The sequence below is a fragment of the Pseudomonas sp. lyk4-R2A-8 genome, assembly GCF_030209095.1.
In the GTDB taxonomy this organism is placed as follows: domain Bacteria; phylum Pseudomonadota; class Gammaproteobacteria; order Pseudomonadales; family Pseudomonadaceae; genus Aquipseudomonas; species Aquipseudomonas quebecensis.
Genome location: NZ_JARVSS010000026.1, coordinates 1 through 24,098 on the forward strand (window position 1 = coordinate 1; position 24,098 = coordinate 24,098).

Here is a 24,098-nt window from a genome sequence, read left to right on the forward strand (position 1 = left end):
CCATCAAATCGGCGTTCTTGTTTCTATGTTTCCCGGGATTCCGTGAAGAACCTTTATTTTCACTGTCTTTCATGGCCGCCAAATAGCGTAACTTGTCAAAGGTGTCGACCATGCGTTCCAGTTTTCTTTCCATAAGTTCCAAGCGCTCCTTGGGTTCCGTGGGAATGGCCTCTCCGGGTTTGTAAGGTTTGAACACCAAGGCATTCTGCCGAGCAGCTTTTTTAAAGTGCTGCTCGGCAACACCGAGCAACTTCTCCATGTTATTCAAACGCGCACCACGCTCGGATGGCCAGTTTTCATCTTTGGTAAATACACTGCTGGTATCGCCCAAGGCAAACATGACGGTCGAGGCCATCCCCAGCAACTTCATTTCAACTTCATCCAAGCGTTGGCTGAGAGGATCCGGCGATGTCGACACGGTGGACGATTGGGTCGGCGCAACTGCCACGGTAGCCGGCTTGGGCGAGTTGGCGGCGCCTGGCAAAAAGGGCGGCGGCAGCACCCCGGGCGTATACGATGACTTGATCGACTCCCCCGCCGCCGCCGAACCGGCATAGGCGCCAACGTTGATCGGAGCGCTGACCAGCCCGGTGATGCCCGCACTGATAAATGCATCGCGCGCTACCCGGCTGGCATTCGGTCCGGTAGAGATCACCCCGGCCTTGACCAGACTTTCCGCATCGATCAGCCGCTTGGCAGCCTCCGCCACACTGATCGGCGCTTGCTTGCGCAAATTGGCCATGAGTAGCTCATCGTTCGCCTTGATTCTCTCGGCATTAAGGAACGCCTGCCCGGCGCCTTTGAACTTCTCCACCGGCGCAGGCATTACTGGCTTCAACGACACGGAGTGTTTGAGGGGAGATTTAGGCACGGAAGGCGCGTGGACGACCGGCGGGAGCGATGGCGGCGCGGAGTGCCTTCGTCCAAACCCGAAAAAGCTTCTGGCCCCTCGTTTACTGCGCTCGTGCGACGGATCGGCAGGCTCATGATCGGCTCCTGCGGCCGGGTCCGGAGGCGCTGGTTCCGAGGGGGACAGCATTGGAAGTAAAGGAATAAATGGCGCTGCAATCTTCATCATGTTCACCCACGTAGTTTTATTGTAAGGATCGCTTTAGTTGCACTTATTGAGTGAACAACCCCACGGGAACAGTTCCGCGAGTGGTATCCAACTCAACGACTACGACAATTCAGACCTGACAATAAAAAGCCTTTTACTTCCGACTACGTTGAAACATAAAACCTACAACCTCAGTGCTTATATCATTGAACATTAAATTTATAACGCCGTTAAACGGGCAATCCCATGTTTGCGCAACTTTCGGTACAGAGTATTGCGGCTGACGCCAAGCTGTTCTGCGGTTTGGGTCATGTGCCAACGCTGGCGTTCCAATGCCGCCAGCAGGGTTTGGCGCTCGGCATCCGCCAGCGGCAACTCGGCCACCTTGTGCACAGGCGCTTGGCGCACCGGTGCAGGCAGGTCCGCCAGCCCTACGCGCCCGTTGTCGCACAGCGCCACCACTGTGCGCAGCACCGTGCGTAACTGCCGAACGTTGCCAGGCCAGGCGAACGCCAGCAAGGCCTGGCGCGCAGCAGGCTCCAGGCTGATCGTTTGGCGCCCGGCCTCCTCGGCCAGCAGCACGTCCAGCAACTGGGCCTTGTCAGCGCGCTCGCGCAGCGGCGGCAGGCCCACCTCCAGACCGTTGAGGCGGTAATACAAATCTTCGCGAAAGCTGCCGTCCTGTACGCGTTCGAGCAAATGACGGTGGGTGGCGCTGATGATGCGCACATCCACCGCGCGGGGCTCGCCGCCGATGGGCACGACCAGGCGGTCTTCCAGCACCCTCAACAGCCGGGTCTGCAGCGCCAACGGCATGTCGCCGATTTCGTCCAGAAACAGCGTACCGCCGTCGGCCTGTTGCAATTTGCCTGGCATGCCTTCCTTGCGCGCGCCGGTAAAGCTGCCGCCGCGATAGCCGAACAGTTCGCTTTCGATCAGGCTTTCCGGGATCGCGGCGCAGTTGAGGGCGATGAAGGCTTTATCGGCGCGTTGGCTGGCGTGGTGCACGGCCTTGGCGAACGCTTCTTTGCCGGAACCGGTTTCGCCGTTGATCAACAGTGGCACGTCGCGTTCGAACACCCGCAGCGCTTTTCGAAAAGCCTCCTGCAGCGTCGGGTCGCCCAGGCAGATGCCGGGCGCCGACCGGGGCGCGGGCCTGGGCGCAGGCGCGAGTACGGTCGGCACACTACGCGACTGGCCCCGTAACGCCGCAAACAACTGTCGACCATCGCGCGTGCGCAGTGGCCAACTGTTGGAGGCGGTGGCACTGGCGCGACCGAGCAATTGATCCAGGGAACAGTCGAACAAGGCGTCCACCGGGCGCCCGAGCAAACCATCGCGTACCTGCCCCAACAGGTTCAACGCACTTTGGTTGACCGCACAGACGCGCCCGTCGCCATCGAACGCGAGCAAGCCTTCGCTGAACAGCCCAACGGACTCGGCCTGCAGGTGAAAACGCAGCAGCCAGTGCTGCTCGAAATGCCGCAGGAAATAGCAGCTCTCGATCATTTTTGCCGACAGGTTGACCAACGCCATGGTGTGGAACTGGCTCTGGCGCGACACCGCTTCACGAGCCGATGACACATCCAGCACGGCGAGCAGGTCACCATTGGGGTCGAACACAGGGCTCGCCGAACAGGTCAGCCCGGTGTGCCGGCCGCGAAAGTGTTCGTCACGATGTATGGTCAGCGGCTGGCGCTCCACCAGGCAGGTGCCGATGCCGTTGGTGCCTTCACAGGCCTCGCTCCAGTCCGCGCCGAGCCACAACCCGGCACGCTCGAAAATCTTGCGCTCCGATGGCGCCGTGACACAGTTGAGGATCACCCCGCGCGCGTCGGTGAGCAGCACCGCATGGCCAGCGCCCGAGAGTTGCTGGTGCAGGCTGTTCATTTCGCTGCCGGCAATGTGCAGCACGTGCTGCAGGCGCTCGCGGCTTTCCAGCAGGCGACCGTGCTCAAGCACGGTGGGCGCCATGGTCAATGCGGGGTCGAGGTGATAGTCATGCAGGCAACGCAGCCAGGAGCGAGCGATGGAGGGGTCGCTGGCAGGTCCGTGGGAAAGGTCCTGCCCGCGCGCGACGGTCAATACCTGCTGGGCATGGCGACTGAAATGATCGTTGTGCATGTTCTTATTATTCTCCCGGCGTGAGAGGGACCAGCATCCCCCAGCCACCCAGCCAATGCAATGCCGAGCCGACTGATCGGTCATGGGCTGTACCGTTAGTGGCACAAACTGTCACACAGGCTGTACCAGGCGTGTCACAGCAACGCCCTGCAACAAAGCCCGCCGCCTTGATTTACCTGGTGTGCACAGCGCTGGCCCAACCTTTGCTCTACGCTTTATTACGCGCTTGAGCGCTGCACTCCAATAAACATAAAAGCCAGGAGATACCCACCATGCGTTACGCACACCCCGGTACTGAAGGCGCGATCGTTTCGTTCAAGGCCAAGTACGGCAACTACATTGGTGGCGAATTCGTTGCCCCGGTCGATGGCAACTATTTCACCAACACCTCGCCGGTCAACGGCAAGCCTATCGCCGAATTCCCCCGCTCCACCGCCAAAGACATCGACAAAGCGCTGGACGCCGCCCATGCCGCCGCCGACGCCTGGGGCAAAACCTCAGCCCAGGACCGCTCCCTGGTGCTGCTGAAAATCGCCGATCGCATCGAACAGAACCTCGAACTGCTGGCCATCACCGAAACATGGGACAACGGCAAGGCCGTGCGTGAAACCCTCAACGCCGACATTCCGCTCGCTGCCGACCACTTCCGCTACTTCGCCGGCTGCCTGCGCGCCCAGGAAGGCACCAGCGCCGAGATCAACGAACACACCGCTTCCTACCATTTCCACGAACCGCTGGGCGTGGTCGGCCAGATCATCCCGTGGAACTTCCCGCTGCTGATGGCCGCGTGGAAACTCGCCCCGGCCCTGGCCGCCGGCAACTGCATCGTGCTCAAGCCGGCCGAGCAGACGCCGCTGGGCATCAACGTGCTGATGGAAGTGATCGGCGATCTGCTGCCACCGGGCGTACTGAACGTGGTGCACGGGTTCGGCAAAGAAGCCGGCGAAGCCCTGGCCACCAGCAAGCGCATCGCCAAGATCGCTTTCACCGGCTCTACCCCGGTGGGTTCGCACATCATGCACGCGGCGGCCACCAACATCATTCCGTCCACCGTTGAGCTGGGCGGCAAGTCGCCGAATATCTTCTTCGCCGACATCATGCAAGCCGAGCCGTCATTCATCGAAAAAGCGGCGGAAGGCCTGGTGCTGGCGTTCTTCAACCAGGGCGAAGTGTGCACCTGCCCATCCCGCGCGCTGGTGCAAGAGTCGATCTACGACGACTTCATGAAAGTGGTGATGAAGAAGATCGAGCAGATCAAGCGCGGCGACCCGCTGGACACCGACACCATGGTTGGCGCCCAGGCGTCCGAGCAGCAGTTCGACAAGATCCTGTCCTACCTGGAAATCGCCAAGGGCGAAGGCGCGCAACTGCTCACCGGCGGCAAGGTGGAGCAGCTCAGTGGCGACATGGCCGGCGGCTATTACATCCAGCCGACCCTGCTCAAGGGCACCAACGACATGCGCGTATTCCAGGAAGAAATCTTCGGCCCGGTGGTGAGCATCACTACCTTCAAGGACGAAGCCGAAGCCCTGGCGATTGCCAACGACACCGAGTTCGGTTTGGGCGCCGGCGTCTGGACCCGCGACATCAACCGCGCCTACCGCATGGGCCGCGCGATCAAGGCGGGTCGTGTGTGGACCAACTGCTACCACCTGTACCCGGCGCATGCCGCGTTCGGCGGTTACAAGAAGTCCGGCGTGGGCCGTGAGACCCACAAGATGATGTTGGATCACTACCAGCAGACCAAGAACCTGCTGGTGAGCTACGACATTAATCCATTGGGCTTCTTCTAACCCGCCTCGATCGTTCCCACGCTCTGCGTGGGAACGCCACCTGGGACGCTCCGCGTCCCGATGTCTGCGCAAGGTTCAAGCCCTGCGCAAGGTGACGCGCAGCGTCATGGGATGCATTCCCACGCAGAGCGTGGGGACGATCGCCCTTGCTGCATAAAACAATAAGAATGAAAGGTACTTTCCCATGCCTAGCGAACCGACTGGATCCTCCGTCGACTTCGAAAAAGTCGACTCCCAATATTTTCAACAACGCGAACTGAAAAAAGGCGCCGCCGGCTGGGTGCTGCTGGTCGGCCTCGGTGTTGCCTACGTGATCTCCGGCGACTACGCCGGCTGGAATTTCGGCCTGGCCCAGGGTGGCTGGGGCGGCATGTTCCTCGCCACATTGCTGATGGCCACCATGTACTTGTGCATGTGCTTTTCCCTGGCCGAGCTGTCCTCAATGATTCCCACCGCCGGCGGTGGCTACGGCTTTGCCCGCAGCGCCTTCGGGCCTTGGGGCGGGTTTCTCACCGGCACGGCCATCCTGATCGAATATGCCATCGCCCCCGCCGCCATTGCGGTGTTTATCGGCGCCTACTGTGAGTCGCTGTTTGGCATTGGCGGCTGGATGATTTATCTGGCGTTCTACATCATCTTTATCGGCATCCACATCTTTGGCGTCGGTGAAGCCTTGAAGCTGATGTTTGTGATCACCGCCATCGCCGCGATTGCACTGGGCGTGTTCCTGGTGTCGATGGTGCCGCACTTCAATGTCGCCAATTTGCTGGACATACCGGTGACCCAGGCCAAGGGCGCCAGCACCTTCCTGCCCTTCGGCTACGTTGGCGTGTGGGCGGCGATCCCCTATGCGATCTGGTTTTTCCTCGCGGTTGAAGGTGTGCCACTGGCCGCCGAAGAAACCAAGAACCCCAAGCGTGACCTGCCTCGCGGCCTGATTGGCGCCATTGTGGTGCTCACCAGTTTTGCCCTGTTGATTCTGGTGATCGCACCGGGCGGTGCGGGGACCTATGCGCTGATCAAATCCGGCAACCCACTGGTTGAAGCGCTGGCGTTGTCCTACGGCGGCTCGACCTGGATGGGCGGCTTCGTCAACCTGGTGGGCCTGGCCGGTTTAATCGCCAGCTTTTTCTCGATTATCTATGCCTATTCGCGGCAGATCTTTGCCTTGTCCCGCGCCGGCTACCTGCCGCGCAAGTTGTCGGAGACCAACAAAAGCAAGGCTCCGGTATTGGCACTGGTGATCCCCGGCGTTATCGGCTTCGGCCTGTCGCTGACCGGCCAGGGCGACCTGCTGATCCTGGTGGCAGTGTTCGGCGCGACGATTTCCTACGTGCTGATGATGGCCGCGCATATCACCCTGCGCATCCGTCGCCCCAAAATGGAACGCCCTTACCGCACGCCCGGTGGCATCTTCACCTCCGGGGTCGCTCTGGTACTGGCCTGCGTGGCCGTGGTGGCGGGCTTTCTGGTGGACCCACGGGTGGTGATTGGCGCGGCGATCATCTATGGAGTATTAATTGCTTACTTTGCTTTCTACAGCCGGCATCACTTGGTAGCAGGCACGCCCGAAGAGGAATTCGCGGCGATCCAGGCCGCAGAGGCCACCTTGCACTGAGCCGTAAACCTCGACGCGGGCGCTGTTCCTTCATCTGGCCCGCGTCGCCAAGGAGACACTGTATGGCAAGCTTTTCCCACGCGGTGGGTACTCAAACCTACCGCTTCGACAGCCTTAAAGACGTGATGGCCAAGGCCAGCCCCGCGCGCTCCGGAGATTTCCTCGCCGGCGTGGCGGCGCAGAACGATGGCGAGCGGGTGGCGGCGCAAATGGCGCTGGCGAATATCCCGTTGAAGCACTTTCTCGAAGAGGCGTTGATCCCATACGAAAGCGATGAAGTCACCCGACTGATCATCGATACCCACGATAAACAGGCGTTTACCCCGGTCAGCCACCTGACCGTCGGCGGACTGCGCGACTGGCTGCTCAGCGATGCGGCCGATGAACAATCCCTACGCGCCCTGGCGCCGGGGCTGACACCGGAAATGGCAGCGGCCGTCTCCAAGATCATGCGCGTGCAGGACCTGGTGCTGGTGGCGCAGAAGATCCGCGTGGTTACCCAATTTCGCGGCACCATGGGCCTGCGCGGGCGCCTGTCGACGCGCCTGCAACCCAACCATCCCACGGACGAACCGGCCGGCATCGCCGCGAGCATCCTCGACGGCCTGCTGTATGGCAACGGCGACGCCATGATCGGTATTAACCCGGCCACCGACAGCATCGCCTCGATCTGCGCGATGCTGGAAATGCTCGACGCGATCATCCAGCGCTATGAGATCCCGACCCAGGCCTGCGTGCTGACCCACGTCACCACCTCCATTGAAGCGATCAACCGCGGTGTACCGCTGGACCTGGTGTTTCAATCGATTGCCGGCACCGAAGCAGCCAATGCCAGTTTCGGCATCAGCTTGAGTGTGCTGCAGGAAGGGTACGAGGCGGGCTTGAGCCTCAAGCGCGGCACCCTGGGGCAAAACCTGATGTATTTCGAAACCGGCCAGGGCAGCGCCTTGTCGGCCAACGCGCACTTTGGTGTCGACCAACAGACGTGCGAGACCCGCGCCTACGCAGTAGCGCGGCATTTCAAGCCGTTTCTGGTCAACACGGTGGTGGGCTTTATCGGCCCCGAGTACCTGTACAACGGTAAACAGATCATCCGCGCCGGCCTGGAGGACCACTTCTGCGGCAAGCTGCTGGGCGTACCGATGGGCTGCGACATCTGTTACACCAACCACGCCGAGGCCGATCAGGATGATATGGATACCCTGTTGACCCTGCTGGGCGTGGCCGGGATCAACTTCATCATGGGCATCCCCGGTTCCGACGACATCATGCTCAACTACCAGACCACCTCCTTCCACGACGCGCTATACGCCCGGCAGACACTGGGTTTAAAACCGGCACCGGAATTTGAACAGTGGCTGGCGAAAATGGGCATCTTCACGCAGGCCGACGGCAAGGTGCGCTTCGGCAACAGCCTGCCACCAGCGTTTCGCCACGCCTTGGCGCAATTGGGATGAAGGAGCCTACCGTGCAACCAGACCTGCCCGACAACCCCTGGCTGCAACTGCGCAGCCTCACCCCGGCGCGCATTGCCCTGGGCCGCACCGGCACCAGCCTTCCCACCAGCGCGCAACTGGATTTCCAGTTTGCCCACGCCCAGGCGCGCGACGCGGTGCACCTGCCGTTCGACCATGCCGGCCTGAGCCGGCAACTCGCCGAGCGCGGGCGGGACAGCCTGTTGCTGCACAGCGCCGCCACCGATCGCCACAGTTACCTGCAACGCCCGGACCTGGGCCGACGCTTGAGTGACGACTCGGCCCAGACCCTGCGCGAGCATGCCCAGGCCAACCCTGGCGGCGTGGACCTGGCCGTGGTGGTGGCCGATGGTTTATCGGCGCTGGCGGTGCATAAACATACGGTGCCGTTTCTGACCCGCCTGGAGGAACAGACCCACGCCGAGGGCTGGTCGTTATCGCCGGTGATTCTGGTGGAACAGGGCCGTGTGGCCGTGGCTGACGAAATCGGGCAATTGCTCGGCGCCAAAATGGTGGTGATCCTGATCGGTGAGCGACCGGGGCTCAGCTCGCCGGACAGCCTGGGGCTGTATTTCACCTACAACCCCAAGGTCGGCCTCACCGATGCCTACCGCAACTGCATCTCCAATGTACGCCTGGAAGGGTTGAGTTACGGCATGGCGGCGCATCGCCTGCTTTACTTGATGCGGGAGGCGTGCCGTCGGCAGTTATCGGGGGTCAACTTGAAGGACGAGGCGCAGGTTCAGACCATCGAGTCGGACGACCCGGACCTGATGAAAGGAAATTTCCTGCTCAGCTCACCAGATGACCGATAGCCGCGCGATTGCGCTTTTTTGCGGCATTAGGCAGCATCGGGTCACGGCCGCTTGTGTGGTCATACCCCCCTAGGAAGTCGAGGCCTGGCATGCGGATTATTCAAGCGACCCTGGAACACCTGGACCTGTTGACCCCATTGTTCGTCAAATACCGCGAGTTCTATGGGGCGCTGCCCTTTCCGGATTCAACCCGGGCTTTTCTGGAAAAGCGCCTGCGCCGCAAGGAATCGGTGGTCTATCTGGCTTTGGCCGATGACGACGACAAAAAGTTACTTGGCTTCTGCCAGCTGTACCCCAGTTTTTCTTCGCTGTCGCTCAAGCGCGTGTGGATCCTCAATGACATCTATGTAGCCGAAGATGCGCGGCGCCAATTGGTGGCGGATAACCTGATGCGCACGGCGAAAAAGATGGCCAAGGAAACCCATGCGGTGCGGCTGCGGGTTTCCACCAGCAGTGATAACCAGGTGGCGCAGAAAACCTACGAGTCGATCGGCTTTCGCGAGGACACCGAATTCAAGAACTACACACTGCCGATCAGCGAAGACTGACGCCCGGACAGGCACACCGCTATCGAGGGCAAGCCCTCTCCCACATTGGCCTTATTGGCATAGTGGCTAGGCAGTGGGGGCCGGGTGGTGCCGTGTGAATGCACGGGATCGCTCTGAGTCAGTTGCCTCAACACTACTCCAATATGGGAGGGGCTTGCCCCCGATAATGGTTGCTCAGCCAGCCCGCCTATAACTGACCCACCACTTTGGCAATCACGCTAGATTTGTGGCGATCAGCGCATCGGGCTCCACGACATCCCCCGCTACAAAAGCAACACGCTTTTCACCGATCAATCCGTATAATGCGCACCTTTCAGGGTTGTAAGAATCACGGCATACGCTTGTAGCCTTACTTACCCGAGCTTCCGCACAGGCCTGCCGAGTCGGGCCGTTCACACAGGTGCCATCCATGGATTTCAACCCGCTTGACCTTATCCTGCATCTCGATGTTTACCTCGACATGCTGGTCACCAATTACGGTCCATGGATCTACGCCATTCTGTTCCTGGTGATTTTTTGCGAGACCGGCCTGGTGGTCATGCCCTTCCTGCCGGGGGATTCCCTGCTGTTTATCGCCGGTGCCGTCGCGGCAGGCGGCGGCATGGACCCGGTGTTGCTGGCCGGTTTATTAATGCTGGCGGCGATCCTGGGTGACAGCACCAACTACGTGATTGGGCGAACCGTCGGCGAGCGCTTGTTCAGTAACCCGAACTCGAAAATCTTCCGCCGCGATTACCTGCAGAAAACCCACGACTTCTACGACAAACACGGCGGTAAAACCGTGACCCTGGCGCGCTTCCTGCCGATCCTGCGCACATTTGCGCCGTTCGTCGCCGGCATCGCCAAAATGCCGTACGCACGCTTTTTCGGCTTCAGTGTGCTGGGCACCGTGCTGTGGGTCGGTGGCCTGGTGACCCTCGGTTATTTCTTCGGCAACGTGCCGTTTATCAAGAAGAACCTGTCGCTGCTGGTGGTGTTTATCATCCTGCTGTCCCTGGTACCGATGATCATCAGCGTGTTCCGCAGCCGCTTCGGCCGCAGTTCCTCCGAAGCCAACCAGCAGTAATCGGCGATGTGGTCTCTCAGCGGCTGGCGTCGCCGGCGCCTGCTGGCCAAGCACCCGATTGCCGATGACACCTGGCAGCGGGTGCGCCACCACCTGACCTTCCTCGATGGCATCAGCGCCGAGCAGGACCAGTGGCTGCGCGAAGCCTGCGTGGTGTTCCTCGCTGAAAAACACCTCACCGCCCTGCCTGGCGTCGAGCTGCATCAGGAACAACGCCTGCTGCTCGCCGCCCAGGCGCAACTGCCGCTGATGAACCTGGGCGACCTGGACTGGTATCAGGGCTTTCACGAAATCGTGCTGTACCCCGACGACTTCCTCAGCCCGCAACGCCATCGCGATGCCAGCGGCGTCGAGCACGAGTGGGACGGCGAACACAGCGGCGAGGCCTGGCAGCAAGGCCCGGTGATCCTCGCCTGGCCCGGTGTGCTGGCGAGCGGCCAATGGGAAGGCTACAACCTGGTGATCCACGAACTGGCGCATAAGCTCGACATGCTCAACGGCGACGCCAACGGTCTTCCACCGCTGCATAGCGATATGCGCGTGCAGGAGTGGGCCAGCGTGATGCAAAGCGCGTTTGATGACCTCAACCGCCAACTCGATGCCGACCCCGACGCCGAGACCGCCATCGACCCCTACGCCGCCGAAAACCCGGCGGAATTCTTCGCGGTCACCAGCGAATATTTCTTCAGTGCCCCGGATTTGCTCGCCAGCAGTTATCCACAGGTGTACGCCCAACTCAGCTGCTTCTATCGCCAGGATCCATTGGCCCGCCTGAGCCAACTGCAGGCCCACGACCCACGTTATCAGCCATCGGGCGAATAACCGTACGACGTCTGGCGCATGGCATCGGCGTCAGAATGTGCCTATAATCGCGGCCACTTTTAGGCCAATCCGGCCAAGTTTCTTGGCCAACTAACGGGGGCAACGCCCAATGAGCTACAGCAAGATTCCGGCTGGCAAAGACCTGCCGAACGACATCTACGTCGCCATCGAGATTCCGGCCAACCACGCGCCGATCAAATACGAAATCGACAAAGACAGCGACTGCCTGTTCGTTGACCGTTTTATGGCCACCCCGATGTTCTACCCGGCCAACTACGGTTTTATCCCGAACACCCTGGCCGACGATGGCGACCCCCTCGACGTGCTGGTCGTGACCCCTTACCCGGTTACCCCAGGCTCGGTCATCCGCGCGCGCCCAGTCGGCATCCTGAACATGACCGACGACGGCGGCGGCGATGCCAAAGTGATCGCAGTGCCACACGACAAGCTGTCCCAGCTGTACGTGGACGTGAAGGAATACACCGACCTGCCGCCATTGCTGCTGGAGCAGATCAAGCACTTCTTCGAGAACTACAAAGACCTCGAAAAAGGCAAATGGGTGAAGATCGACGGTTGGGGCAACGCAGACGCCGCCCGCGCCGAGATCATGAAGTCGGTCGCGGCCTACAAAGGCTGATACCCGCTACTCATTGCTCCGGCAATTGAAAAAGCCCCCTTCATTCGGGGCTTTTTTTTGGAAAAAATTAAACAGCGAGTTCAACTAACATCAACTAACGTTTAAACAGACAAGAAAATTGAAAAAACCGGCTACAACTAAGCCAAAACCTACACGCGCAAATCAACGCATGGTTTATTTGATGGTTTTTATCCGCCAGTAAACTCTGCGTTTATGAATACATCAGGTGATCGTTTAAAAGCACTACTGCGGGAAGTTCATCTTTCCGCTTCCGACTTCGCCAAGAACCGCGGCGTCACGCCTCAACACGTGAACAACTGGTTCAAACGCGGCGTGCCCATGGGCCGACTCAACGAGTTCGCAGAACTGCTCTGCGTCTCCAGCCGTTGGCTGCGCACCGGCGAAGGCCCCAAACACCCACCGGCCAACTTCCTGCTGGAAGCACCCAGTGCACGCAAAGGACTGCCCACCCGCGAAGACAGCGGCAAATACCTCACAGGCCCCGCCTGCAGCCCGGAAAAAATCGACGTGGAGATTCCCCTCCACACCTCCTTCACCTCAACCGAGCGCATCCGCATCTCCCTGCACGCCCTCGAAACCCTCAACGTCAACCCCGACCGCGCACTGGGCGCCTACATGGTCGACAACAGCATGATCGACATCATCCAACAAGGCGCCACCCTCGCCATCGACCGAGGCCGCAGCCAAATCATCGACGGCGAAATCTACGCCGTCGAACACGACGGGATGCTACGCATCAAATACCTCTACAACCGACCTGGGGGCGGATTGCGCATGCGCAGCCACAACGCCGGCGAACACCCGGACGAATACCTCACCTACGAGGAACGCTTCGAACAGAACTTCCAGATCGTGGGTTGGGTATTCTGGTGGTCCACCCTCAACAACCGCCGCCCGCCCGTGCCGCTGGATGAGCATCTTTTGGGCTGGGAAGGCTCTAAATCGGAACCCGAGGTGGGCAACTGAGATGAATGTGGGTATCATGCGCCGCACATTTGGCAGGGGGTGGCTTTGCGCTATCCACCCTGCTCGGCGATGCGGAGGAGTTCCCGCGGATGCCCCTACTATTCAGCCCGACGCAATGTGGGCTGAGCGATTTGAAGGCTGGTGAGGCTTGTCAAAAACAAGCCGAGGCAGTCAGCGAGAAGCCGGCCACAAGCCGGCTTTTTAATGCCTGATAAGTATCGCGGCTCAATTGTCCAACAGCTATTGGACAATTGATTAATCAAAAGCGGGTCGCTCTACCTTCTCTCCATCGCTTTACGTGGGCTGCAAACACTCCACAGCTCGATCCGCCACCATCTTCGCCATTTCCACCAAATGCATCACCGCTCTTTGCGGCGCAGCCACTGGTTCACCGAGCACTTGCGACGTAGCCACCGCACACTGCAGTAACTCAGCCACACGCCCCCAGGCATCCTCAAAGCTCAGCTCTTCATTGACAGTAAAAGGGTTGGTCGCAGGCGATGAGAGCGAATCCGAAACAACGTTATCCATAGCAAACCTCCAATCGATAATTTGGAGCTGCCACTTCTCGCGACTAAACAAAAGGCGGCAGCTGTACGCAGGTTAGTCGACCGGTCGATTGGAAACCCGGCGCACCCAGAGGTGCCCTGCGCACAGCCACCATAAGATGCAGGCGAAGGGGGGCCTGACTCATGAGTTGCTTATGCGCCAATCGAATCCGGGCGACTAAACCCGATCACTGAATAGGCAGTGACGATCCGCAGCCTAGCCACGCATTCCCGCTGGCGCAATGCGGTTGGGATTCTCTCGGAAACGTCCTGCAAATGAAAGGGATCAGCCCTGCTGGCCCTTTAAGCGCCAGCCTCAATCCAATATCAAATGCGGCAAAAACCGGCTCGAATCCTTGGTAATCAAACTATTATCCTCCCGCACCCCAATCCCCGCCGCCTGGTCCCCGATCACCCAGGACCCAATCAACGTATAGCTGTCCCCAAACCGCGGCAACGGCGCAAATTCCTGCAGGATAAACGGCGCATCCGTGTAGGGCCCGTCCTCCTTCACAACCAGCCCATCAGCCGTTTGCAGCTCAATGTTGGCGCCTTCCCGCGAGAAAAACGGCTTGCGCACCCACCCCTTCGGCACCGCTTTACCCGGTTCGGTATCCAGGTGGGCGGCGAGCAGATTCGGGTGGCCTTTGTTGAATTCCCACAACAGCGGCAGGATGCCTTTATTGGAAATGATGGATTTCCACGCAGGCTCGAAAAACTGGGTATCACTCTCGGCAATCGCGGCGCCGAAGGGTTCGTGGAAGATGAATTCCCAGGCGTGCAGTTTGAACAGATGGGGAATCCAACGGTCCTGGAGGTCGACGAAGCGGCCTTCGGGGGTCAAGCCGATATCTTCGATGTCGATGTGGCGTGATTCGATGCCGACTTTTTCCGCGACCAGGCGCAGGTAGTCGGTGGTGCCTTTGTCTTCGACCGAGTCTTTCATCGAGGCGAAGTAGAACGGCTGGTTGACCTGCAACTGCGCGAAAGCCTGGTGCAGTTTGGTGTCGATGCTGTTGAACTGGTCGGCATGCTTGGGCAGCAGGCCGCGCTCGATGCATTGCTCCAGCCAGCCCCACTGAAACGCCGCAGCCTCGTAAAGGCTGGTCGGTGTGTCGTAGTTGAGCTCCAGCAGCTTGGCGGGGCCGGTGCCGTCGTAGGAGAAATCCATGCGCCCATACAGGTGCGGATGACCTTCCAGCCACGACGTTCTGATCATGTCGAAGAAAGGCGCGGGGATGCTCAGGCGTTCGAGCAGTTCTTCGCTCTGGACGACGCGTGCCACGAGGTCCATGCACATGTCATGGATCTCGGTGGTCGGGTCTTCCAGGTCTTGCTCGATTTGCTTGAGCGTGAACTGGTAGTACGCGCTCTCGTCCCAATAGGGTTCGTTGTCGATGGTGTGGAACAGAAAGCCGAGGCTGTCGGCCGTCTGTTTCCAGTCATGACGCTCTGCGCAATGGATCTTCTTCATGCCCGGGTTTTCCTTAACTGCTCGACCCGCCGCCCCAGCCGCTGCGTGCGCTGGCCTTGCTGCCGAAACCGCCACGGGAGGTTGCCGACGCCACGGAGCCCGACGTGCCGGAGGAGCGCAGCGTGTTGGTGTAATTGCTGCTGCCATACCGGGCCTGGTTCGAGCGGCCGAACGTGGCGCCATTGGAGACGCGCTGATTGAGCGTCGAGTTGGCGTAGTCGCCGCGATCATCGCGATAGCGATACACGGGCTCAGAACGGTAGCTGTTGCGATTGCTGCTCAGCATGTTGCCGATCAGCAGACCGGTCAGCAGGCTGCTGGTGGAGAAGCCGGAGCCGCCGCTTGCCTGAGCGTTGCCCGCCTGAGCGTTGGCAGCGTCGACCTGGGATTGTGTCACCTGGCCTTCGGCGGTCAGCTCGAAACCGCCCAGCTTGGGAATGAACTGGCCATTGGAGTCCAGCTGGCACCAGCCGGCGACAAAGTCGGCATCGCAGTCGGCCTGGCTGGCGTACACCGGAGCGATGCGGCGATGCTCGGCCATGGCGGTCATGTAGGCGTCCGAGCAGACGTCCACCGGAAGCTTTTCATCGGCGCATTGCTGAACGGACTGGAAGTTGTACTTCTTCTGCAGATCGTAGGTTTTTTCCGTCGGCCCGCAGCCGGAAATCGCCATCGCGACCGACGCTGCCAGCGATAGCTGGACGTACTTGCTTCGTTTCATCGGGAGCTCCGTGCGCAATCAGTTCTGGGTGGGCGTCATGCAGGCGGCATTCAACATGCCGACGCTGATAGCCACGGCGGCCACGTAGATGCCTGCCGCAAGCTCGCCCTTCCTGATGCGCTCGGACGTGCCTTTGAGCACCAGGCTGGTCAGCAGAAACGCCAGCAGTTGGACGACGGCCGCGATCACTGCCCAGACGACGAAGTCGAGAATGCTGATCGAGTAGGCAATCACATTGCTGGCCGGAATGGCGAACCCGACGATGGCACCGCCCAGGGCAACGGCTGCGGAAACATTGCCTGCACGGATCAGTTCGAATTCTTTGTGCGGGGTGATGCGGGTGTAGATGAACTGGAACAATGCGAACAGTACGGCAGCGCCCAGGATGTAGGTCACAAACCCGAGCACAGCGGTTTTGTTCAGTGAAATGGAGAGAGCTTCTAGCATGTGTTTCTTCCTTTTTTAGAGCGCTTTCAAGTCGGTTGTGTACAGCGAAATGCCCAGCGATGTGCTCAGGCTAACGGTGCCTTCAGCGTCTTCCTCGACGGAAAACAGCAGGAACTCACGTCGATCGGTCAGGCCTGTATCCCGTGCGTATAGCATCGAACGGTGCTCGACGCTGTAGGCGTCTTCGGGGTTGATCACCTGCTCACTCATGGCCACCAATTCTGTCTGACCTTCCTCGCTGCCCCATACACGCGCGTATTCGACGCCGTTGTGGGTGTAGGTCGGCAAACCGATCAGACTCTGCGGCCCCGCCAGGCGGCGCAGTTCGGCCTCGCTGCTGAGGGTGACGTAACTCAGGTAGTTGAACAGGATCACCGACTCGACCTGCCCGGTGATATCGCCCGTGGTGTGCACCTGCAGCCAGTAATCTTCGTCGTTCATGTAGTAGCGCGACAGCCAGGTCGACTGCCCGAGGTCAACGGTGCCGTTGCTCCAGATTTCCTGGGTGCCGGGGATGATCACCGTGGTTTTGCCGTCGAGCAGCAATTTCAGGCTCGTGTCGAATATCACGCCTTTGCCCGGCGCCAGGCCCAGCGGCCCGGTGGTCGGCACGGCTTGGCCAGGCTCTTTCGATTGTGTATTGGCGTGCGGGGCCTCAAGCCCCATCAACTGTTTAAACCATCCCATTGGAGATTTCCTTGAGGCGGGTGGAGGCGATGTAGAAGAGTTCGCCACCTGCAACGCGCGTGTTGCTGGGCGGGTTGATCGAGGGTTGCGGGGCGCCTTGGGCGCGATAGCCGATGAGTGTGGCGTTGTGGCGTTCTTTCATTTGGGTGTACAGGTCGCCGAACGTGGCTTCAAAGGCCTCGGGCAATTTCATCAAGTATTGGGTGGCACCTTGGCCCACGCACAACAGCTCATTGATGACCACCGACGAGCCCGGATCCTGAGACGCGCGCACCAGCATTTCGATAGCCATGCTTGATGTGCATTCCAGGCTGGGGGCGTAGGAGCTGGCCAGGGCGGCAATTTCGCTTTCATTGAAGTGGGCCACCACATGACCGACCGGGCTCAGTTGATTCACCGCCAGCACGGTGGCCAGCGTCAGATCATCAGACGGAGTGCGCACCAGCACACGCTCGGCACCGGGCACGCCGGCACGCAGCAATAACGCGGTGGAAGACAGGCTTTCGCCACGGATGAACGCCGCCTTGCCCGGCATTGGGTTTTCTTCGAGGGTGCAATCGCAAATGACGATAAGGTTGTCGTTCGAGGTTTCGTCCTGGAGCAACAACTCAATGACTCGCTCACTGGACGCGCCCTCCCAGCCAATGAGCACGGTATGACCGACCTTACCGGTGAAATCGCCTTTGCCCTTCATGCCTTTTCTCCATGCATCGATGACAGTGCTGGTGGTTTTGCCGATGGCTGCCGTCAGCAGCGCAATGCCCCCGAGCATCACCCAGGCAGCCACGAACACGCGCCCCGCCGAGGTCTGCGGCGCAAGATCGCCATAGCCGACCGTCAGCGTGGTGGTGAGGTAGAAGTAAATAAATGTGGCGGGAGCGGTGAGGTGCTGTTCGCCCAGGTACACCAGGCCCAGGTAGGCGGTGATCAGGTGTATCCCCAGGGCGATCACCAGCCCCGCCCAACCGAAGCGGTGAAAGAGCGAGGAAGCGTACCTGCGCAACAGAAGAAAAATCGACACGTTGTCCCTGGCTCCTTGGGTACTTGATTACCTGATGACGTTGTCGCCTCGACATCGGGATGCTCAAGCGCGCTCAGCCGGCATTAAACCTGCTGCGTGGTTTGGAGAGAAGTACCTTGGCTGCAATAAATCCGGCGAACGCGCCAAACAGATGCCCTTCGAAGGAAACACCCTGGCGAGGCAGGAAGCCAAGGATCAAGCCGCCATACAGTGCCGCGACGACAGCGGCCGTTATCAGGTTGCCCCAACTCCTGTGGAACCAGGCGCGAGACAACAGGTAGGCCCATAGCCCGAAGACCCAGCCGCTGGCGCCCACGTGTATGCCGGCAAAACCGAACAGCCAGACCAGCGAGCCACCCAGCACAATGATGATCGCGCTGACGGCCACAAACCGATTGAGCCCTTCGATCATCACCAGGCTGCCCAGGATCACAAAGGCAATCAGGTTGGCGCTCAGGTGGGCGAACGAGCCGTGCAGAAACGGTGACGTGAGTATGCCGGGCAGCCCCTGCAGCGTTCTCGGGATCAGGCCGAACGCCATAAGGCTGTAACCGGTCGCCACATTGAGCAGTTGCAGCGCGACCATCAAGAAGGCCAAGCCTGCGATTGTCTTGAAACCCTTCAGGGCATCCATCCTGACCTCGACAAAAAAGGGAGGGCAGACACTGCCCTCCCAGCGACGACGTTGCTTACTCCGCCGACTTTTGCTTCAGGCGCTCCAGAATCGCATTGGCGCTGCCTTCATCCGGCGTGATGCCGGCGTCGCGCAGCTTGCGCTCCAGATCGGTCCCCGTCGAAGCGTCAGCCAGCTCATCCTGGGCTTGCAGTTCAGCGGCGCGTTGCTGCTGCTTGGCCTGCAAACGATTCAGCGTACCGACGGCGGTTTCCAGCTTGCCGTTGGCACCGCCGCTGGCGATGGAGGCGCTGACCTGGGCCTTCTGTACGCTGTCGCGAGCCTTGGCCATATCCACTTGCTGACGCAGGCTTTTGATCCGGCTTTCGGCCTTGGTGATGTCCTTGCGCATGCCTTCCGCATAGCCACCGAACTCAATGGCTTGCTTATGCTCGACATCCCGCTCGTTGGTCAGGGTCGAAATCGCTTCGGCCACTTCCAAGGCGAGGTCTTCACGATTGGCCTGCAGGGCCGCCACTGCCTTGGACTCCAGGTCCTTGATCTTGGCGTCGTACTCGTTGACGCGATCAGTCGCCAATTTGTGCTTGGCCATGATGCTGACCAGCTCACGCTTGGCGTTGGCCAGCGCGGTGTCGGCATCGCGAATTTCCTGATCGAGGATGCGCAGGGCCTGTTGGTCAACTATCGATTCGCCGACTTCGTTGGCACCGCCACGCAGCGCGGTGAACAATTTGCTCCAGATGGACTGAGTCATTGGATACTCCCGAATACTTAATTGAAGAAACGTTCGAAGGCTTCGCTGGCGCGCTGCACGTTGTCGACCAGGGTTTTCACCTCGGTCACGATATTGGTCAGGCTGGAGTCGGAGCTCAATGCGCCGAACATGTTGTAGACCACCTGCCCGTTCGGCATGGACTCGATACCGATCGAGGACAGCGGGAACATCTCCCGGCTGCGCAACACCGCGTCATTGAAGGTTGCGACATCGTTGATGGACTCGGCATCGACCAGCACGGTATCGACGATGATCTGCTCGCCCACCACCGCGATGTAAATCGGCAAGCCACCGAAGTCGTTCATTTCCAGCTTGATGCTGGATTCGGAGCCTTGGACCAGAGACAGCGTAATGTCCTTGGACACCACCTCGTCCAGGGCCTGAAGAGCGGTGAAGAGGCGATCGATATTCCAGTTGGTACCTGCGCTCATGAAATTCTCCGACATGAATGAACCAGCCAGAATCGGCTGGCGAAGCTGTTTCTCCATTTGCTTGAGCAGGCTTCGATTTTCGGGAAGCACCCAAGTCTCGTGTTTCACATAGCCGGCGGCCGCCAGGCCTGCGCGCATCTGCTTCATGTAAAAGCTCGATGGCTTTTTGACCGACGGTTTCAAGCGCTCTCCCTGAAGACGGGTTGAATCGGTATCGGCCCCTGGGGACGGGTTCGATGGAGAGCTGCTTTTCATGGTGCTGACCTCGCTGTGAAAAACTCACGCGTGAGAAAATCTACAGGCAATTTTCAGCAGGCTCAATAGCTCACGCGTGAGATTTTTTGTCGTACTTCTTTCAGTGACGCTAAAGGTCGCTGCTGCTAAATGACCGAAATTGTCACCTTTGAGTTGACGGTATTACCCATATCAGACGATTTATCATGCCGTCGCTACCCATTAATCTGTGCCCATGTTGAACGCAACGCCCTAACCCACTTAAACAAAAAGGATTCAACCATGAGCACTGCAACCTACAACCGCCTCAACAAAGACGACGCCGTAGTCCTGCTGGTCGACCACCAGACCGGCCTGATCTCCCTGGTTCAGGACTTCTCGCCCAACGAGTTCAAGAACAACGTACTGGCCCTGGCCGACCTGGCCAAGTTCTTCAACCTGCCGACCATCCTCACCACCAGTTTCGAACAGGGCCCCAACGGCCCGCTGGTGCCGGAGCTGAAAGAGATGTTCCCGGACGCGCCGTACATCGCCCGCCCTGGCCAGATCAATGCGTGGGACAACGAAGATTTCGTCAAGGCAATCAAGGCCACCGGGCGCAAGCAGATCATCATTGCCGGTGTGGTCACGGATGTCTGCGTAGCGTTCCCGACCTTGTCGGCGCTGGCGGAAGGGTTTGAGGTGTTTGTAGTAACCGATGCTTCCGGCACGTTCAACACCACGGTGCAGCAGGCGGCGTGGAGCCGCATGACACAGGCCGGTGCGCAGTTGATGAACTGGTTCTCGGTGGCCTGTGAGCTGCACCGCGACTGGCGCAACGATATCGAAGGCCTGGGGAATTTGTTGTCCCAGCGCATTCCCAACTATCGCAACTTGATGAATGGGTATGCGGCGCTGACGGCTCATCAGAAGTAAGTCAGCCGAGATTCGCGATAAGCCTGCCCTTAAAAGCAGGCTTTCGTTATTCAACCGAGCTTAACCCGCCAGTTCCCGCTCAATTTGCTCGATGCTTGGCAAACTGGTTTGCAGCTCTGCGGGTAATGCCCCTACCAGTTGATATTCCGCCACTCCGATAGGTCGGTTGTTATCGCGCAGTGCATACTCAGCTACCACCGCGTTCTTGCTCTTGCACAATAATAGGCCAATCGTTGGCCCATCTTGCGGATGCCTAAGCTGAGCATCTACAGCAGCAAGGTAAAAGCTCAGCTTGCCTAGGTGTTCAGGCTTAAATTTTCCCGCCTTGAGCTCGATCACCACGTAGCAACGCAGCTTCACGTGGTAGAACAACAGATCAACGAAGAACTCATCGCCACCCACATCCAAGAGAACTTGTTGGCCGACGAACGCAAAACCAGCGCCCAACTCCAACAGAAAGTCGGTGACGTGTTTGATCAGGGCATTTTCTATGTCGCGCTCCTGCGCATCCAGGGCCAGACTGAGAAAATCAAAACGATAAGGATCTTTCAGCGACTCACGCGCCAGGTCGGATTGTGGCTTGGGCAGATGGCTTTCGAAATTGCTGACTGCTTTACCCGTGCGCTCCAGTAGGCGAGTTTCGATTTGCATCACCAGCGTGTTGCGGGACCAACTGTGTTCAATCGCCTGCGCGATGTACCAACGACGGGGTTCTGGGCCCGGAAGTTTGTCGAGCAGGACCACATTGTGACCCCACGGCAATTGTGCAGCAGCCTGTTGCACAAATTCCGAATCCGGCCAAGCATTCAGCAAATGCAAGCATGTACTTCAGGTTGCGGGGCGAAAAACCTTTCATGCAGGGAAAACTCGTACGCAAATCTTGAGCAAGACGATCAATAACCTTGCTCCCCCACCCCTGCTGGTTCTGGCGGGTCAAAATCTCGTGACCGATATTCCAGTAAAGGAGCACCATTTCTCGATTGACTGCCAGTGACGCACGCTGTTGTGCCACGTGGATGCGCTTTTTAAGGCCGGTCAGCCAATCGCTGTAGCCCGTCGGAGGCGCCGTCAAACGGATAGACCTTTCGCTCATGCCTGTTTCACTCTTGAGTTTTCGGCAGGCTAGTCAGAGGTCTTTGCAGTAACAAGGGGTCGTAAGCGCTTCAGGAGCTGCCCGACACATCTTACAGAACGGTCCTACTGGCAACTGCAAATCAGCTTATTGCAACACTCTCTGAAGCAGGTCGGCGGACGATTTGGAAAAGGGAGAGGCCAATGCTTTGCCCTGGGATCGAGCAGAACACGCTATTGCCAATTTAAGAAGCGAGACCTGGCTAGGCAAATCGCCGTATTGCAGAGGATGCAGGCTGGACTGATTGAATTTGAACTCCAACTTAAAGAAGCACAAAGCACTGCTCGTCAATGAGCATGATCGCCATTTGAAGTAGCCCCCAACGGTGATTGGGGCTGACTATTACGCGACCTTCGTAAGCCCTTTCTGATTTTCCCCGCCGTTCATCCAGCCGCTTTTCACTGCGGCAGACTCCGACGCCTTGCCCTCTGCCGAGACGTCACGGATGACCCACGCTTCCCACATTGCCTCTATCGAACATGAGCTGGATGGCTTTCATCAGAGCCTGGTGACTTATCGCCAGCAGATGGGCGCCTGGTATTCGCGGGCGCTGGATTCGGTGAGCCATGCGGCAGATATGCCGTCGTTGCTGGGGATGGATCGGGTGTTGCGCGTCGGTGACTCGCAGACAACCGTGAGCATAAGCGACCCGAACTTTATCGGCAGTGTTGCCGTGTGCCAGTTGGGCGGCGAGCTGAAGATAGAGAGCACATTCGACTCGGTGTATGACGTGCCGATTGGCGACATTCCAGTCGAAGTGATCGGGTTGGATGACGGCAGTTCCACGCGGGTCATGCTGGATGAGCACGGCAAGGGCTCACACCACTGCGCCGCTGGCGGGCGCTATCAGGTGCGGGTACAGGGCGGTGTTTCCCAGGAGCAGGTGGATGCGTTGTTCGCCTCCTACGCCGGGCTGATGGCGGACCTGGAGCGGTGGCTCCGCGAACAGTGGCAAGGCTTCAAGCCGCATTGGCAGCAGTCCACGGCCAGTGCGATTGGCAGCGGCGTACTGGCGGGCAGTTGGGCCGCGATCCGGGACGTGTGGGACAGCATCAAGCTGGTGCAGGCGATGCTTGAAGACCCGTTGAAGTACGTCGAACAGCTGGGGGCTGAAGCGGCCAAGCTGGCACAAATCGCCACCGATGCGCCCAAGGTCATGGCACAGGCGATGTTGCTCGCCAGTGATGAGGCGGCGCTGTTCCTGCTGTTGCGCACGGCGATGATCTGGTTGGACGCATTGCCGCCCAGTGAGATTGCGCAAGTGGCCGCTGGGTTTGTGGTGTCGCTGCTGATTGACCTGGTGATTGGCGCGGTGCTGACCATCGCATTGCCGGCGGCGGCTGTGGCGTATTTGAGCCTGCGGCTGGCCAGGTATGGCGCACAGATTGTTAAGGCGGCTGTAGGTTTTGTTCAGAGCGTGCTGGCGATTCTGACGAAGTTCATGCAGGCGGTGGATCGCTACAAAGCGGTAGCGGTTCGCGGCGTGGTCGGCGGGGTGAAGCAAGGCACGCTGCAGATGCGCTGGCGGGCGCGGCAGAACGCGGTGCTTAAGCAAAAAGAGCCTGTGGATGATGTGCCTGCTGTATCGACGAATCCGAAGGGCGATGCGGCGGCCTCTTCGGATAAGACCGTCACCAACGGCTGCCCGGTGTCGATGGTTACCGGGGAGGAACTGTTGACGCTGACCGATGGCACGTTGGACGGGATTTTGCCGTTTGAATGGACGCGACTGTATCGCACCAGTGCGGTGGAAGTGGATGTCTGGTTGGGGTTTGGCTGGAGCCATGCGTTGGCGCAGCGGCTTTGTGTGTCGGGCGATTCGGTGGTTTGGACGGATCATGAGAACCGGTCGATCACTCTGCCCTTGCCCACCTCTGTGCGACCGGCGATTACCAATAGCTTGGCCGAAGCGGCGATCTATCTGGGGGCTTCGCCGGATGAATTGGTGCTGGCGCAGGCCTCGCGGTTCTACCACTTTCGCGATGGTGTGCTGACAGCGATCAGCGATGCGTACGACAACCGCCTGCGTATTGCTCGGGATTTTTCCGGGCGTATCGAGCGAGTGGATAACGGGGTTGGTCACTCGTTGTTTCTGCGCTACTCGTCCGGTCGCATTGTCGCGGTGGACTACCAGATT

General features: G+C 59.4%; 22 protein-coding genes and 1 pseudogene. 11 read left to right on the plus strand and 12 right to left on the minus strand.

Annotated elements, in window-relative coordinates:
• A partial coding sequence (locus QRN10_RS21410) for a hypothetical protein (protein WP_285429091.1) occupies positions 1–871 on the minus strand: 871 nt, incomplete at its 3' end.
• A gap of 405 nt (positions 872–1,276) precedes the next feature.
• The gene (locus QRN10_RS21415) at positions 1,277–3,181 is read right to left on the minus strand and encodes a sigma-54-dependent Fis family transcriptional regulator (protein ID WP_285429092.1); all 1,905 of its coding nucleotides are present in this window, start codon (positions 3,179–3,181) and stop codon (positions 1,277–1,279) included.
• A gap of 272 nt (positions 3,182–3,453) precedes the next feature.
• Between QRN10_RS21415 and exaC the strand changes: the two genes are divergently transcribed.
• The 9 genes from exaC (at position 3,454) to QRN10_RS21460 (ending at position 12,942) form a co-directional block, all read left to right on the plus strand.
• Entirely contained in the window at positions 3,454–4,974 is a 1,521-nt protein-coding gene (gene exaC / locus QRN10_RS21420) for an acetaldehyde dehydrogenase ExaC (protein WP_266246936.1), read from the plus strand.
• A 184-nt stretch (positions 4,975–5,158) separates the two neighbouring features.
• Positions 5,159–6,592, plus strand: a complete 1,434-nt coding sequence (gene eat / locus QRN10_RS21425) for an ethanolamine permease (protein WP_285429093.1) — start codon at positions 5,159–5,161, stop codon at positions 6,590–6,592.
• A 62-nt stretch (positions 6,593–6,654) separates the two neighbouring features.
• On the plus strand, positions 6,655–8,049 hold the full coding sequence (locus tag QRN10_RS21430; protein ID WP_253509561.1) for an ethanolamine ammonia-lyase subunit EutB: 1,395 nt from the start codon (positions 6,655–6,657) through the stop codon (positions 8,047–8,049).
• Entirely contained in the window at positions 8,046–8,882 is an 837-nt protein-coding gene (eutC, locus tag QRN10_RS21435) for an ethanolamine ammonia-lyase subunit EutC (protein WP_285429095.1), read from the plus strand. The genes QRN10_RS21430 and eutC overlap by 4 nt, the downstream gene beginning before the upstream one ends.
• A gap of 89 nt (positions 8,883–8,971) precedes the next feature.
• Positions 8,972–9,430, plus strand: a complete 459-nt coding sequence (locus QRN10_RS21440) for a GNAT family N-acetyltransferase (protein WP_181079862.1) — start codon at positions 8,972–8,974, stop codon at positions 9,428–9,430.
• Between the two features lie 409 nt (positions 9,431–9,839).
• Positions 9,840–10,496: a DedA family protein gene (locus QRN10_RS21445; protein WP_181079863.1), complete on the plus strand. Its 657-nt coding sequence runs from the start codon at positions 9,840–9,842 to the stop codon at positions 10,494–10,496.
• A 6-nt stretch (positions 10,497–10,502) separates the two neighbouring features.
• A complete protein-coding gene (locus QRN10_RS21450) occupies positions 10,503–11,318 on the plus strand; it encodes a M90 family metallopeptidase (RefSeq protein WP_253509563.1) in 816 nt (271 codons plus the stop codon).
• A gap of 109 nt (positions 11,319–11,427) precedes the next feature.
• The gene (ppa, locus tag QRN10_RS21455; RefSeq protein WP_003176323.1) at positions 11,428–11,955 is read left to right on the plus strand and encodes an inorganic diphosphatase; all 528 of its coding nucleotides are present in this window, start codon (positions 11,428–11,430) and stop codon (positions 11,953–11,955) included.
• Positions 11,956–12,168: 213 nt separating this feature from the next.
• Positions 12,169–12,942, plus strand: a complete 774-nt coding sequence (locus QRN10_RS21460; RefSeq protein WP_181079865.1) for a LexA family transcriptional regulator — start codon at positions 12,169–12,171, stop codon at positions 12,940–12,942.
• Between the two features lie 294 nt (positions 12,943–13,236).
• On the opposite strand, the gene QRN10_RS21465 is transcribed toward QRN10_RS21460, so the two are convergent.
• The 9 genes from QRN10_RS21465 to QRN10_RS21505 form a co-directional block, all read right to left on the minus strand.
• Positions 13,237–13,473: a hypothetical protein gene (locus QRN10_RS21465; RefSeq protein WP_253509564.1), complete on the minus strand. Its 237-nt coding sequence runs from the start codon at positions 13,471–13,473 to the stop codon at positions 13,237–13,239.
• Positions 13,474–13,806: 333 nt separating this feature from the next.
• The gene (locus QRN10_RS21470; RefSeq protein ID WP_285429096.1) at positions 13,807–14,964 is read right to left on the minus strand and encodes a glutathionylspermidine synthase family protein; all 1,158 of its coding nucleotides are present in this window, start codon (positions 14,962–14,964) and stop codon (positions 13,807–13,809) included.
• A gap of 13 nt (positions 14,965–14,977) precedes the next feature.
• Positions 14,978–15,685 carry a DUF1190 domain-containing protein gene (locus QRN10_RS21475; protein ID WP_236217724.1) on the minus strand — a complete coding sequence of 236 codons (708 nt, stop codon included), beginning with the start codon at positions 15,683–15,685 and terminating at the stop codon, positions 14,978–14,980.
• 18 nt (positions 15,686–15,703) lie between these two features.
• Complete coding sequence (locus tag QRN10_RS21480) at positions 15,704–16,132, minus strand: DUF350 domain-containing protein (protein WP_034115228.1); 429 nt, start codon at positions 16,130–16,132, stop codon at positions 15,704–15,706.
• 15 nt (positions 16,133–16,147) lie between these two features.
• On the minus strand, positions 16,148–16,819 hold the full coding sequence (locus QRN10_RS21485) for a DUF2491 family protein (RefSeq protein WP_253509565.1): 672 nt from the start codon (positions 16,817–16,819) through the stop codon (positions 16,148–16,150).
• Positions 16,806–17,840 carry an ion channel gene (locus QRN10_RS21490; protein ID WP_181079871.1) on the minus strand — a complete coding sequence of 345 codons (1,035 nt, stop codon included), beginning with the start codon at positions 17,838–17,840 and terminating at the stop codon, positions 16,806–16,808. The genes QRN10_RS21485 and QRN10_RS21490 overlap by 14 nt, the downstream gene beginning before the upstream one ends.
• A gap of 73 nt (positions 17,841–17,913) precedes the next feature.
• Complete coding sequence (locus QRN10_RS21495) at positions 17,914–18,474, minus strand: rhomboid family intramembrane serine protease (protein ID WP_285429097.1); 561 nt, start codon at positions 18,472–18,474, stop codon at positions 17,914–17,916.
• Positions 18,475–18,529: 55 nt separating this feature from the next.
• Positions 18,530–19,228, minus strand: coding sequence for a PspA/IM30 family protein (locus QRN10_RS21500; protein ID WP_094065968.1), 699 nt, complete (start codon positions 19,226–19,228; stop codon positions 18,530–18,532).
• A gap of 17 nt (positions 19,229–19,245) precedes the next feature.
• The gene (locus QRN10_RS21505; RefSeq protein WP_253511936.1) at positions 19,246–19,827 is read right to left on the minus strand and encodes a YjfI family protein; all 582 of its coding nucleotides are present in this window, start codon (positions 19,825–19,827) and stop codon (positions 19,246–19,248) included.
• Between the two features lie 369 nt (positions 19,828–20,196).
• Here QRN10_RS21505 and ycaC point away from each other — a divergent pair, with 369 nt between their 5' ends.
• Entirely contained in the window at positions 20,197–20,829 is a 633-nt protein-coding gene (gene ycaC, locus QRN10_RS21510) for an isochorismate family cysteine hydrolase YcaC (RefSeq protein WP_093514305.1), read from the plus strand.
• Between the two features lie 60 nt (positions 20,830–20,889).
• On the opposite strand, the pseudogene QRN10_RS21515 reads toward ycaC, so the two are convergent.
• Positions 20,890–21,922, minus strand: a pseudogene (locus QRN10_RS21515) (PDDEXK nuclease domain-containing protein).
• A gap of 484 nt (positions 21,923–22,406) precedes the next feature.
• On the opposite strand from QRN10_RS21515, the gene QRN10_RS21520 reads away from it, so the two are divergent.
• A partial coding sequence (locus tag QRN10_RS21520) for a DUF6531 domain-containing protein (protein WP_285429098.1) occupies positions 22,407–24,098 on the plus strand: 1,692 nt, incomplete at its 3' end.